The 14,415-nt window shown below is 67.8% G+C and carries 17 protein-coding genes, 1 tRNA gene and 1 pseudogene; 7 read left to right on the top strand and 12 right to left on the bottom strand.

The window, feature by feature from the left end:
- Window positions 1-10: 10 nt before the first annotated feature.
- Both ACQHIV_RS29265 and ACQHIV_RS29260 read right to left on the bottom strand, forming a co-directional pair.
- Window positions 11-682 carry a hypothetical protein gene (locus tag ACQHIV_RS29265; RefSeq protein ID WP_427887038.1) on the bottom strand — a complete coding sequence of 224 codons (672 nt, stop codon included), beginning with the start codon at window positions 680-682 and terminating at the stop codon, window positions 11-13.
- Window positions 682-1,485, bottom strand: a complete 804-nt coding sequence (locus ACQHIV_RS29260; protein WP_427887036.1) for an inositol monophosphatase family protein — start codon at window positions 1,483-1,485, stop codon at window positions 682-684. The genes ACQHIV_RS29265 and ACQHIV_RS29260 overlap by 1 nt, the downstream gene beginning before the upstream one ends.
- A gap of 420 nt (window positions 1,486-1,905) precedes the next feature.
- Here ACQHIV_RS29260 and ACQHIV_RS29255 point away from each other — a divergent pair.
- A tRNA-Ser gene (locus ACQHIV_RS29255) sits at window positions 1,906-1,996 on the top strand.
- A gap of 21 nt (window positions 1,997-2,017) precedes the next feature.
- On the opposite strand, the gene ACQHIV_RS29250 is transcribed toward ACQHIV_RS29255, so the two are convergent.
- The 3 genes from ACQHIV_RS29250 to ACQHIV_RS29240 form a co-directional block, all read right to left on the bottom strand.
- On the bottom strand, window positions 2,018-3,064 hold the full coding sequence (locus ACQHIV_RS29250; RefSeq protein ID WP_427887034.1) for a DDE-type integrase/transposase/recombinase: 1,047 nt from the start codon (window positions 3,062-3,064) through the stop codon (window positions 2,018-2,020).
- A 128-nt stretch (window positions 3,065-3,192) separates the two neighbouring features.
- A complete protein-coding gene (locus ACQHIV_RS29245; RefSeq protein WP_427887032.1) occupies window positions 3,193-3,633 on the bottom strand; it encodes a GNAT family N-acetyltransferase in 441 nt (146 codons plus the stop codon).
- A 9-nt stretch (window positions 3,634-3,642) separates the two neighbouring features.
- Complete coding sequence (locus ACQHIV_RS29240) at window positions 3,643-4,362, bottom strand: DinB family protein (RefSeq protein ID WP_427887030.1); 720 nt, start codon at window positions 4,360-4,362, stop codon at window positions 3,643-3,645.
- A gap of 103 nt (window positions 4,363-4,465) precedes the next feature.
- Between ACQHIV_RS29240 and ACQHIV_RS29235 the strand changes: the two genes are divergently transcribed.
- From ACQHIV_RS29235 to ACQHIV_RS29225, 3 genes are read left to right on the top strand one after another with little or no spacing between them, the layout of a single operon-like run.
- Complete coding sequence (locus ACQHIV_RS29235; protein WP_427887029.1) at window positions 4,466-5,365, top strand: acyltransferase domain-containing protein; 900 nt, start codon at window positions 4,466-4,468, stop codon at window positions 5,363-5,365.
- Window positions 5,356-5,565, top strand: coding sequence for an alpha/beta fold hydrolase (locus tag ACQHIV_RS29230; protein ID WP_427887027.1), 210 nt, complete (start codon window positions 5,356-5,358; stop codon window positions 5,563-5,565). The genes ACQHIV_RS29235 and ACQHIV_RS29230 overlap by 10 nt, the downstream gene beginning before the upstream one ends.
- Window positions 5,566-5,579: 14 nt before the next feature.
- Window positions 5,580-6,116, top strand: a complete 537-nt coding sequence (locus ACQHIV_RS29225; RefSeq protein ID WP_427887026.1) for an alpha/beta fold hydrolase — start codon at window positions 5,580-5,582, stop codon at window positions 6,114-6,116.
- On the opposite strand, the gene ACQHIV_RS29220 is transcribed toward ACQHIV_RS29225, so the two are convergent.
- The 4 genes and pseudogenes from ACQHIV_RS29220 to ACQHIV_RS29205 form a co-directional block, all read right to left on the bottom strand.
- The gene (locus tag ACQHIV_RS29220) at window positions 6,113-6,853 is read right to left on the bottom strand and encodes a YybH family protein (RefSeq protein ID WP_427887024.1); all 741 of its coding nucleotides are present in this window, start codon (window positions 6,851-6,853) and stop codon (window positions 6,113-6,115) included. The genes ACQHIV_RS29225 and ACQHIV_RS29220 overlap by 4 nt on opposite strands.
- Window positions 6,854-6,908: 55 nt before the next feature.
- A complete protein-coding gene (locus ACQHIV_RS29215; RefSeq protein WP_427887022.1) occupies window positions 6,909-7,796 on the bottom strand; it encodes an RNA polymerase subunit sigma-70 in 888 nt (295 codons plus the stop codon).
- Entirely contained in the window at window positions 7,796-8,596 is an 801-nt protein-coding gene (gene trpD, locus ACQHIV_RS29210) for an anthranilate phosphoribosyltransferase (protein WP_427887020.1), read from the bottom strand. Before trpD ends, ACQHIV_RS29215 begins: the two co-directional genes overlap by 1 nt.
- Before the next feature lie 89 nt (window positions 8,597-8,685).
- Window positions 8,686-8,745, bottom strand: a pseudogene (locus ACQHIV_RS29205) (hypothetical protein); the annotation flags it as partial.
- Window positions 8,746-9,034: 289 nt separating this feature from the next.
- Here ACQHIV_RS29205 and ACQHIV_RS29200 point away from each other — a divergent pair.
- Window positions 9,035-9,913 carry a sigma-70 family RNA polymerase sigma factor gene (locus ACQHIV_RS29200; RefSeq protein WP_427887018.1) on the top strand — a complete coding sequence of 293 codons (879 nt, stop codon included), beginning with the start codon at window positions 9,035-9,037 and terminating at the stop codon, window positions 9,911-9,913.
- Here the strand turns inward: ACQHIV_RS29200 and ACQHIV_RS29195 are convergent.
- Window positions 9,894-10,634 (bottom strand): aminoglycoside phosphotransferase family protein, encoded by a 741-nt coding sequence (locus tag ACQHIV_RS29195; RefSeq protein ID WP_427887016.1) that lies wholly within the window; start codon window positions 10,632-10,634, stop codon window positions 9,894-9,896. The genes ACQHIV_RS29200 and ACQHIV_RS29195 overlap by 20 nt on opposite strands.
- A 64-nt stretch (window positions 10,635-10,698) precedes the next feature.
- On the opposite strand from ACQHIV_RS29195, the gene ACQHIV_RS29190 reads away from it, so the two are divergent.
- The gene (locus tag ACQHIV_RS29190; RefSeq protein WP_427887014.1) at window positions 10,699-11,967 is read left to right on the top strand and encodes an FAD-binding oxidoreductase; all 1,269 of its coding nucleotides are present in this window, start codon (window positions 10,699-10,701) and stop codon (window positions 11,965-11,967) included.
- On the opposite strand, the gene ACQHIV_RS29185 is transcribed toward ACQHIV_RS29190, so the two are convergent.
- Both ACQHIV_RS29185 and ACQHIV_RS29180 read right to left on the bottom strand, forming a co-directional pair.
- Window positions 11,964-12,836, bottom strand: coding sequence for an SH3 domain-containing protein (locus ACQHIV_RS29185; RefSeq protein ID WP_427896585.1), 873 nt, complete (start codon window positions 12,834-12,836; stop codon window positions 11,964-11,966). The two genes, ACQHIV_RS29190 and ACQHIV_RS29185, sit on opposite strands and share 4 nt — an antisense overlap.
- A gap of 261 nt (window positions 12,837-13,097) precedes the next feature.
- Window positions 13,098-13,745 carry a TetR/AcrR family transcriptional regulator gene (locus tag ACQHIV_RS29180; RefSeq protein ID WP_427887013.1) on the bottom strand — a complete coding sequence of 216 codons (648 nt, stop codon included), beginning with the start codon at window positions 13,743-13,745 and terminating at the stop codon, window positions 13,098-13,100.
- Window positions 13,746-13,800: 55 nt separating this feature from the next.
- On the opposite strand from ACQHIV_RS29180, the gene ACQHIV_RS29175 reads away from it, so the two are divergent.
- The gene (locus ACQHIV_RS29175; RefSeq protein ID WP_427887012.1) at window positions 13,801-14,319 is read left to right on the top strand and encodes an ester cyclase; all 519 of its coding nucleotides are present in this window, start codon (window positions 13,801-13,803) and stop codon (window positions 14,317-14,319) included.
- The last annotated feature ends 96 nt before the right edge of the window (window positions 14,320-14,415 follow it).

Below are 14,415 nucleotides of genomic sequence, written 5' to 3'. Positions count from 1 at the left end.
GTGTCCTTCGCTAGTCGGGGACCCCAAGCTCTTCTCGTGCCGCGCCGCGCCAATTTTCGGCGGCCTCAGCGAATTCCTCTGCGGCAGTCGTAAATGATTCTAAGAAACTTTCCATCGAACTGTATGCCGGGTTCGATCGGAATTCTTTGAAGACTCTGCCGCGGTGCCTTATCGTCGCAAGCGTGTACTTGCCCATCTCAGAGTCTTCTGCGAGTTCTGATACGCTTTTCTCGTATGATGCTACTGCAATGCGAAGCGCGTACAACCGTAAGGTGAGTTGGCTTGCCGCATCGCGAGTCGGATTGGTTGAAATCAGAGCGCATTTATTCAGTTGATCTTCAAGCTCATCCGCAATTCGATAAATTTCATTTACCGCTTCTTCGACAACTTCAAGCTCGTCGGCGCGTAGAAGAGTTCGAATAGGTTTGAGGATCTCTTCGTGGCTATCCGACGTGAGTTGATACGCGGACAGGCGGCGCTCACGCCACTCAAGTAGGTCTTTTTGCCTCCGCTCGATCTCCTGCGTCTTGCGGCCGTCTTCCAGTTGGACGTTAAGTCGCTCGATCTCGGCAGATTGCCGCCGTCGATCGGCGGCAGCATCTCGGCGTCCCTGCAGCCAAGCGCCTATCTGACCGGCCGCCAACCCGACTCCGCCCGTGACGACAATGGCCCACAGATCCATTAGCTGTGCCCTCGCTCTGAACGCGCAATGAGGTCGAGCAAGTCCCCTGCGATCGGCGCGGCGACCGCGACCGTGCCTCTTGAGTTGAAGGTGTGTTGCGTGCCGTCGACGTCGAGCAATTGGACGCCCGCCTCGGGCGCGATGATGACTCCTGCGCTTGTGTCCCAAGACTTGTTGTTGAACATGATTGAGGCGTCGAGGGTGCCTTCTGCCACCCATGCAAGGTCAGTTGCTGCGGTGCCGAGCATTCGGACGCGTTGGATCTGTGCGGCAAGCAGGGACGTGAGCGCTAGGCGCGATACGTTCCGCTCTTCGGCACCCTCGCCTACGGCGTAGTCGCCGATTGCGATGATCGCGTCTTTCAGTTGGCTGCAAGTACTGCCGTGGATGGGGCGACCGTTGCAGGACGCCCCGCCTTCAGGGCTCGCGGCGTAGCGTCGGTTCAGGAACGGCATGTCAATGACGCCGGCCAACGACGACTCACCCGCGACCAGGCCGAGGGATATCGCGACCAGCGGGATTCCGTGGATGAAGTTTGCTGTGCCGTCGATGGGATCGAGGACCCAAAGTAGACCGCCGGAGTTGTTTCCGGACCGTCCCTCCTCCTCGCCAAGGAACTCGATCTCTGGTGTGGCCTTGGCAAGATGTGACCTGATGGCCTGCTCTATTGCGAAGTCCACCTCTGAGGCCATGTCTCGGTCACCCTTGGATGTGATCTCGCCTAGGTCTTGGTTTAGAGCCGCCTTTCGGCCGATTTCGACCGCTTCGTTTGCGACACTGAGGAGTTTCGACAGGTCTGTCATAAGGGCTTACCCGTCTCCCAAAGCGAAGCGAAATATGGTCATAGACTGAGTAGAGATCCGAGGGTTCGTTGCCGGATCGTTCCACGACGAACGTCGGCGAATCAAGCCCCCGTAGCGCTGGCAGGTAGGTCTGCATGTCGACATGGCTCGCGAGCGGGGTCGAGGCGCCGCGTGTGGCTGCCTGGGCAGGGCACAGCGTCGACGTACTGCTCAGGGTCTACGCCAAGTTCCTAGATGGCCAAGAGGACGTTGCACGCAAGCGGATTGAAGCCGCATTGAGCGCCTGACGTCCTCACTCGTGAACGGCTCGCCTCATCACCGAGGCGGGCCGTTCGCTGCGTTTCGGGGTCGAATCGGGAGCCGTGTGCCCGCATAGTGCCCGCGTGCCGTCATCTGCGCACGTCTTGGCGGTGTCTGCCCAGGTCAGGGGCCACATCCGGCCTGCAACCTGTCCGGCCTTGAAAACCGGTATGGCGGGTGACCGTCATCGTGGGTTCGAGTCCCACGGGGCCTACAAGTGTGATGTCTCAAGTCATCGGCGACAGGTGAACCCACGGTTCGTGGGTTCACCTGTTCTTTTGGGGATCGGTCCGCGGGGTCGGCCGGCGGGTTGGTAGTCCTTGGTGGGGTCGAGGGTGAGTTCGCGCAGGAGTTCGCCGGTGGTGGCGTGGACGACTCTGATGTGCAGGTCCTGGACCAGAATGAAGACGTGGGTTCGGGCGTGGGTTCGGCCGATGCCGATGTGATGGAGGCGTCCGTTGACGCGCAGGGTGACGACGCCGGTGTCGTCGAGGCGGTCGGTGCGGACCCGGTCGTGGGTGTCGGCGGTGCGGTCGGTGTTTGGGGCGGCTTTGGGGCGGGCGTGGTAGGTGGTGGCCGGGGTGGCTCGGTGTGGAAGGGGGTGGAAGGGATCGGTGCGGACGGCGGTGGTTGTACTCCTCGACGAACGCGTCGAGCAGGGTCTGGAGTTCGGCGATGGTGGTGGGCTGGGACTTCTTCTGGACCACGTTGAGGCGGCGTAGTTCGGTCTCGAGGCCGTTGCGGCCGCCTTTCCGCCGGACAGCCTCGTGGTGTAGGCCATCCCGTTGTCGGTCAGCGTGGAGGCCGGAACCCCGTGCTGGGCAACGGTTTCGCGGAAGGTCGAGACCACGATCGGGCCGGTGATCCGGTGGTGGGCGGTCACCCGGAGGGCGTAGCGGGCGTGATCGTCGAGCCAGCTGATGATCTCGACGTCGGCCCCGGGACGGCCTGTGCGGGTGGTGAGTCGGTAGTGGGTGAAGTCGGACTGCCAGCACTCGTTGGGCTGGTCGGCGGCGAATCGCAGGTACGACGACCTGGGCCGCTTCCCGGGCTCTGGTACGACGGCGCCGGCCCGGGTGAGGATCCGGTGGATCGTTGCCCGCGACAGCGTGATCTGGTGGTGGCCCTCCAGGTGCCAGCCGATCGTGTCCGCGCCGGCATCCAGCCCGGCCTCGGCCAGGTACCTGGCCTTCAGTTTGTAGACCCACGCCCGATGCACCCCGTAGCGAGCAGCTACCTCAGAGGCAGTTTGACCCTCGACGAACAAACCGGTGATCACCAACCGAGCCTTCGACACCCCCGAGCATCCGGCCCACCAGCCCTGTCGCCGATCACCTGACACATGTGTCGCCTATGACTTGAGACATGTGTCGCCTATGTCTTGAACCACACCACCACACCCTCCGCTCAGAGCGTGAGTTTCATTCGTGGCGCGGACGTGTGGACGAAGCCGGTCTTCGTGTAGATCGGCTCGCCTTCGGGGGTTGCGCTCAGGTCGACGCGGTCGGCGTTGATCGATCTCGCCCAGTTGACGACGTCCTCGACCAGGGCTGTGCCGTAGCCGCGGGCGCGGTGGGTGGGGTGTGTGACGACGTTCGCGAGGCGGACGGTGCGGCCGCGGGGGCAGTGTGGGTTGGGGACGCCAAGTTCGAGGGTGCCGATCGCGGTGGCGACGATCACGCCGTCGACCTCGATCACCGGGAAGCGGGCGGTGCCCGGGTCGTCGACCGTGCGGGCGAACCATTCCTGCGCGTTCGCCCGCCACGGACCGTCCCCGTCGAACAGCATTGCCCACAGGCCGAGGAGTTGTGGGGCGTCCTCGGGTACGGCGGTACGGGTGATCGTCACGATGGTGGGTCAGCCGGCGGCGAGGGTGTCGAGGTCTCGGGTGGCGAAGCGGAGGTGTTCCCATTCTTCTCCGAGGATCACCTGGAGGCAGGAGCGGGTGGTTTCGGGGCGGGGGCCGTGCGGGTTGGTGCGCGGGGTGTCGAGTTCTTCGGGGGTGATGGTGGCGAGGAGGTCGCGGACCATGGCGACCCGGCTGGCGCGGGCCTCGAGCACGTCGGCGTACGGCGCGGTGTCGGTGGGGTCGTTGCCCTCGGCGTAGCGGATGCCGAGCGGGTGGGCGTCCTCGCGGCCGAGGACGGAGCGGCCGATCCACAGGTCGGTGGCGTGGACCAGGTGGCGCTGGGTCTTGGCGAACGACCACTCGCCGCCGACCGACGCGTCGACGGTGCCGTCGGGCATGCTCGCGGCGCGGTCGCAGGCGGCGGACCAGGCCTTTTCGGCGGCGGCCCAGGCGGCCCGGAGTCCGTCGGGGTCCTCGGCGCGGCGCTCGGACCGGCCAGGGAAGCGGCGGTCGAGTTCGGCCTGGACGTACGGCGCGACCTCGACACCGTTCACGATCAGGCTGGCCCCGGGCTCGGCCAGCCACGGCGCGTCGATGTCGGTGCCGCCGATGTCGACACCGCGCATCACCACGTCGGTCAGGTCGCACTCGACGAACCGTGACCCCTTCAGGTTCGCGTCCGCGAACTCCGCTCCGCGCAAGTCGTCGGACTGCCCGAACTTCGCCATTCCTGCTCCTTCGTTAGTCGTCGCGGCGAGCCTAACCGTGAGGTGGGACACAAAAGTCGTGCGCCGACGCCCCGGCCCGTGGTGGGCTCGACGGATGGACCCGATGATCGAGAATGCCGAGCAGATGATGGTGTACTGCGGTGTCGTCCAGGACGACCGCCGCGCGATGCTGGCCGCGCGCCCGGACCCGGAGCGGGAGCCGGAGTGGTGGGAGCTCACGTCGACGCTGGCCGCCGAGGTCGAGCGCGACCTGGGGCTCGCCGTACCGTCCACGGGCTTCACGAGCTGGCCGACCGTACGCCCAGACGCTTCGCCGCAAGGGCTCTTCGCGGCCGCGTGGGCGTTGCTGGCGAACCTGCCCCGGCTGCGCGAGCTCCATGCGGAACGCGGCGTACCGGAGGAGGTGACCGTGGCGACGGTGTCCGCGCTGGGCGGAGTGATGGGGACGCACCGGCACATCCATGGGCGCCCGGGCGTCGGGCTGATGCCGCTGTGGAGTCCACCGCTGCGGTTCCGGGGTGCGGACTACGAGATCGGCCGGCACGCGTTCACGCGTACGCACCTGGGGATGGGCGACGGCGTCTCCGGGCACGTGCTCTCGATTCACATCCCGCCGATCGGCCCGCTCGACGCACAGGAGTCAGAGGCGTCCGTTGCTGCAGCCGTGGAGTACTTCGGGCGCTGGTTCCCGGAAGAGCCGCTGGCCGGCTTCGTCTGCTATTCCTGGCTCCTGGACCCACAGTTGGCCGAGTATCTCCGCCCTGACTCCAACATCATCCGTTTCCAGTCCCGCTTCGACCTGCTGCCGTACTTGCCGACAGATGACCCAACCGAGGGCGACCGCGAGCTGATGCGCCTCGGTCTGCACCTCCCAACACCTGATGGGCCCTTGGACCTCGCAGCTGTGCCTCAAGAGACCACCCTGCAGCGGGCGTTCGTCGAACACCTGCGGGCCGGTCGCCACTGGCAGGGGCGTACGGGCATGCTGAAGACATGGAGCTGACGATCCCGGTGGGGCAGGACACGGTCTGGACCGAGCACCTGGCGGGTGACGGCGTACCGATCGTGCTTCTGCACCCAGGCATCGGGGACTCGCGCGCCTGGGACCCCGTGGTGCAAGGGCTCGACGGCCACCGCATGCTGCGGTACGACGTTCGCGGCTACGGCCGATCGCTGCGCCAACCGAGCAGTTCTCGCTACTGAACGACCTGGAGACAGTGCTGGATCAGTTGGAGCTGGAGCGAGTCCTGCTTGTCGGCTGCTCTATGGGCGGCGGTACGGCGCTCAGCTACGCCCTGGCGCATCCGGAACGCGTACACGGGCTGGTTCTGTTGTGCCCGGGCGTACCCGGCTTCCCCTGGCCCGAGGAGCCCGAGCTTGACGCACGGTACGACGTACTCGCGGCAGAGCGGGACGTTGACGGTCTCGTGAAGCTAGGGCTCCGGGAGTGGGCAGCCGCGGGCTCCGACGACACCGTGGTCGCTCAGCTGCGGGCAGCGATCCCAGCATGGTTCGACCAGGACGAGTACCTGCAGCAGGACCCGCCCGTCTACGACCGCTTGCAGGAGATCAAGGCCCCAGCTGTGGTCATGGTCGGTGACAAGGACCGACCGATCCTCGCAGCCGTGGCCGGCGGTACGTCGGCCCGGATCCCCGGCTGCGAGTTCGTCTGGATGCCCGGCGTCGACCACTTCCCGAGCCTGCGCGAGCCGCAACTGGTCACCGAAACCATCCTGCGCCTCGCCGAAGACTAGGACAGGTGCTGGTGGATCATCCGCCAGCCCGTCCCGGCCCGGCGGAAGACCCGGGTGGCGCGGGAGGTGGTCTCGGCTCCGTTCGCGGTGACGTGGTCGATCGACCAGGCGACGGCGAGTTCACCGGCCGACACGACCGTCGGGTCCGGGATGCGGAACGTGATCGGTTCGCCGCTGGACGCGAGGCCGGCGGCGCACACCTCCCGGACCGCCGCCTTCCCCGTGTAGTTGCCGTCGATCTCGTACGACACCACGTCCTCGGCGATCGGCTCCATCAACGCGTCCAGGTCGCCCGCCGCGGTGTCGGCACCCCACTTGTCCAGCACTGCCGTGATCTCGGGCGCGACCGACTCGTCCTCGTGCGGGAACGAGTGGTGCTCGTGCGTCACGGTCCAGCGCCCGACCACCTTGCGCAGCCCGATCGTCAGCCGCAGCAACCGCCGCGGATCGCCGTCGGCCTCCCTGCAGTGCAGCAGCGCGAAAGCGAACGCCACGTCGGCGCCCGCGGTCACCTCCAGCGACTCCAGCTCGAAAGAGCCGCCGGACCGCTGCCACTCGAAGAAGCCGGGCCAGGTCTTCGTGTACGCCGCCAGCCCACGCACACCCTCGTACGGCGGCGGCACGTCGAACATCACGATGTCCGGCGCGTGATCCGCCAGCACCGTCTCCAGGTCGCCCGTGTGCACGGCCGTGACCCAGTCCTCGATCAGTGTGCGGATCTGCTGCTCGTCAGTCATGTCTCTCCTCCGTGGGGAACTCCTTACCCCTTACAACCCGGGAGATCGCCGAAACTCATCGCGGCAGCTCGGCCGGCAGCCCGTACGTCGGGAAGTCCGCCTCCAGGTACGACACGACCTCGACGATCTCGGAACCACGCAGTACGACGACATCCAGCCCGCCCGGGACGTACCGGTCGCCCTGCAGCAGGTACGTCCCGAACGCGAGCTGGCCGTTCGCACGCGCCGGGAGGAAGCGCCACTCCTCGCGCAACGGTCCGTCGACCAGGAACGCCCGGATCGCCTCCCGGCCGTGGAACCAGTCCGGCAACGGCGGCATCGAGTACTTCGCGTCCGCCGCGAGCATGGCCACGATCGCGTCGACGTCCCGCGCCTCCCACGCGGCCACGTACCGCCGCACCAGCTCACGCTCGCCCGACTCACCCAATGCGCGCAGAGTCTCCTGTTGACTCGGTACGGCGCTCACCACTGACCGGGCACGCTGCAGCGCACTGTTGACCGCAGCAACCGACGTACCCAACTGCTCCGCCACCTCACGCGCACTGAACGCGAGTACGTCGCGCAGTAGCAGCACTGCACGTTGCAGAGCGGACAGGTGCTGCAAAGACGCGACAAACGCGAGCTCTACCGACTCCAACGCCAGTAGCTGACCCTCTGGCGTCAAAGACGACGTCCACGCGAGCCTGCTCTCCGGGTACGGCTCCAACGACTCCACATCGCGCCGCCGTTCGATCAGCGTGAGGCATCTGTTCGTGGCGATCGTGTAGAGCCACCCACGGATCGAGCCGCGGTCCTCGTACTTGTCAAGAGCTCGCCACGCGCGCAACAGCGTCTCCTGTACCGCGTCCTCGGCGTCCGCGTCGGAGCCGAGCATCCGGTAGCAGTGCGCGTGCAGCTCACCGCGCCACGGCGCGACCAGTTGGGTGAAGGCGTGCTCATGCATCACCGAAACGCTAACGAGTGGTTGGCCCAGCGATCCAGTACCGAAGCCGCTCGCCCGCTGTCCACGGCCTCCTGACACCGCTCGAAACAGTCCGCCAACTGTTCAAGACCTGACCCCAACGTCAGCGTGGCCAGCGCGGCAGCAGCATTGAGCAGTACGACGTCCCGCACCGGCCCGCGTTCTCCGTCGACCAGCCCGCGGAGCAGTTGCGCGTTGAACGCTGCATCGCCACCGCGGAGCTCCGCGAGCGACGACGGCCGCAACCCGAGCGAACGCGGGTCGAAGACGACCTCCGACGCGGCCCCCTCGTGCACTACCCACAGCCGCGAGTACCCAGTGGTTGTGAGCTTGTCCAACCCGTCGTCACCTCGAGCGACCAGTGCCGACCTGCCTTGCGCCGCAAGTGCTTCTGCGAGCACCGGGAGCATCCTCGCGTTGGCGACTCCTACCAGTTGGTGCTGCGGGTCAGCAGGGTTCAGCAACGGTGCCAGTACGTTGAGCGCAGTGGGAACGGCCAGCTCACGCCGTACGACGGCGGCCGCACGGAGCGCCGGGTTGAACCGGGGCGCGAACAGATAGGTCAGCCCGACCTCAGCCGCCACCTGTGCCGCGTCGGTAGGAGACAGGTCCAGCGGCACGCCCAGGTGTTCCACGAGGTCGCCAGAGCCCGCGGCTGACGACGAAGCCGCCCTGCCGCCGTGTTTGACCACCGTGGTGCCGGTAGCAGCCACCACGACCGAGGCCATCGTAGAGATGTTGGCTGCACCGGTACGGTCGCCGCCCGTACCGACGATGTCCACGAACGGCCCGTTGATCCGCACTGGGGTCGCGTGCGCAGGGCGGTCGCCAGGCCGTTCAGCTCGTCCGCGGTCTCGCCCTTTGCACGCAGCGCGATCAGGAACCCGGAGATCTGGGCCGGCGACGCCTCGCCCAGCACCAGCTGGTCCATGGCCCAGCCCGTGTCCGCAGCCGACAGGTCGGAACCGGCCAGGAGCGCGGAGATCAGACCGGACCACGTCCGGAGCGTTGTTGCCATCGGCATTCCTCGGGGTGCGGGGCCGCCCACGAGGAGAACATGACAACGGCCGCCTCGCAGGAGACGGCCGGGTGGGTACGCGCGGGATCAGGCCGTCTGGTCGACGGCCCACCACATACCTGCGCGCTGGAACATGTCCTCACTTTACCCTGGCTGTCACATTGTCGTGGGCCGGTCCGTCAGGGCTCTGAGGAGGGCAGTAGTGAACGAGCACGAGCAGTTGGCGCTGCGGTTCGAGGAGAACCGCGGACACCTGCGGGCTGTCGCTTACCGGATGCTCGGGTCGCTGGCGGAGGCAGAGGACGCCGTACAGGAGGCCTGGCTGCGGTTGAGCCGGACCGACGTGAGTGATGTCGGCAATCTTGGCGGCTGGCTGACCACGGTGGTCTCACGGGTGTGCCTGGACATGCTGCGCAGCCGTAAGTCGCGGCGTGAGGACGCACTGGACACGTACGTGCCGGACCCGGTGCTGAGCGAGCTCGGCCCGGAGGACGAGGCTGTGCAGGCGGATGCGATCGGGCTGGCGTTGCTCGTCGTACTGGAGACGCTGTCGCCGGCCGAGCGGCTGGCGTTCGTGCTGCACGACATGTTCGGGGTCGGGTTCGACGACATCGCGACGATTGTGGACAAGTCGCCGGCCGCCACGCGTCAGCTGGCCAGCCGGGCGCGGCGGCGGGTGCAGGGCGCGCCGGTCAGCGACGGGGACGTCGGGCGGCAGCGAGCGATCGTCGAGGCGTTCATGGCCGCGTCGCGAGGCGGTGACTTCGAGGGACTGTTGGCGTTGCTCGACCCGGAGGTGTTGCTCCGTGCGGACGCCGGCGCGGCGAGTGCGCAGTACGCCGGTCCGGCCGTGTCGAAGCTGGTGCGCGGGGCGAAGGCGGTTGTGGAGCAGGCGCTCATGTTCAGCCGGATGGGACCGTACCTCCAGGTGGCGCTGGTCAACGGGACGCCTGGGCTCATCACTGTCGTCAACGGGCGGCTGATGGGTGTCATGGCGGTCACCGTCACGGACGGGCTGATCACCGAGCTGGACGTCCTCGCGGATGTGGAGCGGCTGGAGGTCATTCCGCTGCCAGCGTGAGTACGCGGCGGGCCTGGGCTTCGGCGGTGCCTGGCGGGTTGCGGTTGGCGCTGGGGCCACCTGGGCCGATCAGCGTCAGCCAGAAACCGGACCAGAGCCGGCGTGCCGTGTGGAACCGCTGCGGGTCGGCGGCGAAGCGTCGTACGAGCGGGGTGGGGTCGCTGGCACGCCAGGCGAGGTGTTCGACCAGGTTGGCCAGCTCCACGGTGCGGTCACCGCGGCCGGAGTCCTCGAAGTCGATGATGCGGACGCGGGTGCCGTCCCAGAGGTAGTTGGTGAGGTTCGGGTCACCGTGTGCCACGACGGGGTCGTGGGTTGTGGGGACTGGCGGTTCGTTGTCGAGCCAGGTGGTGGCGGCTTTCCCGATGACGCCTTCGGTGGTGCTGAGGGCTTGCAGGCCTGCGCGGGTGCGTTCGACGAGCGGTGTGAGGTCGATCGGGTCCAGGGGCTCGAATGGGGTTGACCAGAGGGTCTCGAGTGCGTTGCCCAGTGCTGTTAGTTGGGTGGGGGTGACTGGGGGCGTCAAGGGGTGGCCGGGGGTGCGGGTCATCTGTAGCCATGGGGGTGGGCCTGAGGAAGACGCCAGCGGGGTGGGGGTTAGGTCCGGGGCTGACTGGGAGAGGACTGTGAGGGCTGTTCGCTCGCGGGTGGGTTCGTTGCGGGACCAGGACCTGTAGTGCTTGGTGACTGTCGTCTCGGTGAATTCGATGTCGTGGGTCATGTCGATGTCAGAGCTTCCTCTTCGACGTATGGGCAAGAGCTGATACGGCGAGGGAGTGGACCGGATGTCTACGCAGGCAGTGGTGGCGGGTACGCAGGACGTGGTGGCGGGGCTGTTGGGGGCCGGGTTCAACGGTGCCGTGCGGCTGCCGGGTGAGGTCGAGTACGACGAGCAGCGGCGGTCGGTGATTCCGTCGGTGGACTCGCGTCCGCTCGTGGTGGCCGAGGCGTACGGGCGGACCGACGTCCAGGCGGCGGTGCGGACAGCCCGGGAGTACGGCGTACCGATCGCGGTGCAGGCGACCGGGCACGGGACGCGGGTGCCGGCGGACGGCGGGATCCTGTTGAAGACGACACCGATGACGACGGTGCTGATCGACCCGGAGCGGCGGATCGCGAAGGTCGCGCCGGGCGCGCGCTGGGGTGCGGTCCTGGACGCGGCCCGGCAGTTCGGGCTCGCGCCGTTGTCCGGCTCGCACCGCGACGTCGGCGTCACCGGGTACACGCTCGGCGGCGGCGTCGGGTGGCTGGCCCGCAAGTACGGGTTCGCGGCCGACAGCGTCGTACGCGCCGAGCTGGTCACCGCCAACGGCCGGCTGGTCACCGCGAGCGCCGAGCAGCACCCGGACCTGTTCTGGGCGATCCGCGGCGGCACCGGCAACTTCGGCGTGGTCACCTCGCTCGAGTTCCGCCTGTACCCGGTCCGCGAGGTGCACGCCGGCATCGTGTACTACGGCATCGACCGCGCCGCCGCGATCCTCCGCCGATACCGCGACTGGACCGCGACGATCCCGAACGAGCTGAGCACAGCCGTCGTCCTCACCCGCGTCCCCGGCACCGAGCAGCGCGCCGTCGCGATCAAGGTCCTGTACGCCGGACCCGCCGAGCTCGCCGAACACCTGCTCAAGCCGCTCTTCGACACCGCCGGCCCACGCCTGGCGGGCGAACTGAGGACGATCGAGTACGCCGACGCCGCGATGGGCGGCACGCCCGCGCGGCACCTGGACTTCCTGGACACGCTGACCGACGAGGTCATCGACGTGGTCGCCGAGCTCGAGGACGCGACGGTCGAGGTCCGGCACTGGGGCGGCGCGATGGCGCACCCCGGCCCGGGCGCCGGACCGGTCGGGCACCGCGCGGCGGCGTACTCGCTGATCATCGACCGCGAGGTGGCGGAGCTCCCGTGTTCCGGCCGGACGTTCGTGAACTTCCTCGGCGACCCCGGCCGCGCGGACACGGCGTACGACCCGAAGGACCTGCGACGGCTGCGTGAGGTGAAACGCGCCTACGACCCGGCGAACCTGTTCCACCTCAACGCGAACATCCGCCCCTAGACAGTGCCCGTGTTGCCGTAGACCGAGACGTGCACGTGGTCCATGTGGTTGGCGGTCGGGCTGCCGCGGTCCGGCATCGCCCGCCAGCCCTCGCTGCTGCGCTGCACCGTCCAGATGTGCTGTTCCCAGATCAGCTGGCTGACGCCGAGCTTCTGGTAGTTCGCCTTCAGCCAGTCGGCGATCTCCTGACCCTCCGACGAGCTGTTGATCATGATGTCCACCGCGTGCCCGGTCGCGTGCTCGGACCCGGTGTCGCCGGCCCGGAGACCGCCGTACGTCGTGATGTCGGGGAACATCGCGCAGATCGCCCGGTGCACCCGGATCGCGTCCGGGGTCAGACCCTGCTCCATCGCGGAGCCGGACTTGCAGGCCGCCTGCGAGATCGCGCCGACGACCTGCTGGACCGGCTTGGTGGCGGACAGGTACTGCGACTTCACCCAGCGGGACTTGCCGTCGCTGACGACCTCGGCGTACAGGCCGTCGACCTTGCCGGTGACCGAGACCTTGGTGCCCTTCGGCAGCACGTCCAGCAGGATGCCGGTGAGCGGGAGCGACCACAGGTTCACGTCGGTGGTGGTGAACTTCGTGCCGGTGGCCACCGGCGGCGGCGCCTTCACCTCTTGGCTGGCGCGGGTCTTCGCGGCGGTCGGCTTCGGGATCGGCGCCTGCTTCTTCAGGTGCTTCGCCGTCGGGCTCGCCGACGGCGTCGGCGTGTTGCTCGGCGTCGCCGTGGTCGGGCTGATCGGCGGGCGCAGGGCGTCCCGGCTGATCGTGGCGTCGCGCGACAGCTGCAGGGACGAGCTGGCGACCGACGGATCGAGCTGGACGTGCTGGCTGGGGAAGGCGGCCGCGGAGCCGGTGGCCACCATCGCCACCGCCGCTCCCGGGATCGCAACCTTCACAATGCCGGGCTGGAGCACCTTCGGACGCGACTGACGGTGTCGCGCCTGACTATGTCGACCTGCCACTTTCGAACCCAATCTGCCGAGACCAAAACGTTATCGACCGGAGGAGTCAAGCACACATCGCCGCGCCGGTTCGAATCGGCCCGGAGTCTTAACGCATTGCGAACATCCACAGGCAGGGCTCCGCCGTGATCTGCCCGCTATCCGGAAGTAATTGGTTCGAGATCAAACGCTTGGTCGGCAGAGGGCCGCGACGACGGCGGTCGCGAGGTGCTCCTCGTACCGTTCGAGCGACCAGCCGCGGAGCAGGACGAGCAGTTCGTAGAGCTCGACGGAGATGTACGTCCACAGCACGTCGACGACCTCGTCGAGGGTGATCCCGGGGCGCAGGTCGCCGGTCTCGAACAAGTGCCGGCCGAACATCGTCATCCCGGTCAGCCGCTCGTCGAGCAGCGTCTGCCAGGTCGCGCGCAGCGCCTCGTCGCTGTGCCGCCCGTCCCGGATCACGATCTGAACCCGGGCCGACCGTTGCTGCCGCTCCCCGGCGCCGGTCAGGTACAACCGGATCTTCCGCCGTACGTCGGGTTCGTCCTGGATCGCCTGGACGTGTGGGCGTTCCGCGATCGGGGCCGGTTCGTCGTCGCCGGCGATGACGTAGTCGAAGACCGCCTTCGCGAGCGCGGCCTTGGTGCCGAAGCCCTTGTAGATGCTCTCCGCGGAGACGCCCGAGCGGCGGGCGACCTCGCTGATCGTGGTCGCCTGGAAGCCGTTCGCGTCGAACAGTTCCTGCGCGGCGAGGACCACGTCCAGGCGTCGCTGCCGGGCGACCTCGCGCCGCGAGGTCGCGTCGTACGTCCTCTTGACTTCTGCCATCACCGATCCGATGCTTTGGGTACAGTCGAACTGTATCTAATAGGTGGGGGACCTGATGAGTACGACAGCACACGCCGGTGAGATCGCCGTCCGCGGCATCCAGATCATGGCCGACGGGGAGCGCGCCGACTTCGACGAGCTGATCCATCCGGACGCGGTGAACCGGGAGGGCCGGGTCGAGCCGCCGGAATGCCGGGTCGGTGGACCCGCCGGGTACTACGCGACCGCGCTGTGGGTGCGGACGGCCTTCGCGGGGCTGGCGTACGACGTCCACCAGGTTGTTGCTGATGGCAACCTGATGGCGGTGCACGTGACGATGCGCGGGCGGCATGTCGCGCCGTTCGTGGTGTGGACGCCGGACGGCCAGGTGGACACCGCGTTCCCACCGACCGGGAAGGAGTTCGCGGTCACCCAGTCGCACTGGCTCCGGGTGCGGGACGGGCAGATCGTCGAGCACTGGGCGAACCGCGACGACCTCGGCCAGGCGCAGCAACTCGGCTGGGTCCCACCGACGCCGGCGTACCTGCTCCGGATGGCCCGCGCGAAGTCGCGCGCCAAGCGTGCGGCGGCTTGAGCCCGGACCTCCCGCACTCACCATGTCCGCGCTGGCGGCAGGATCGGCGTCCGGCTGAGCGGGGAGGAGCGGCCGGCGTCGGCGTTGGTGAGTGCG

Origin of the sequence: Kribbella polygonati (assembly GCF_050320105.1) — a bacterium.
In the GTDB taxonomy this organism is placed as follows: domain Bacteria; phylum Actinomycetota; class Actinomycetes; order Propionibacteriales; family Kribbellaceae; genus Kribbella.
Note: the sequence above shows the minus strand (reverse complement) of the source record. Positions and strands in the feature narration are given on the sequence as shown.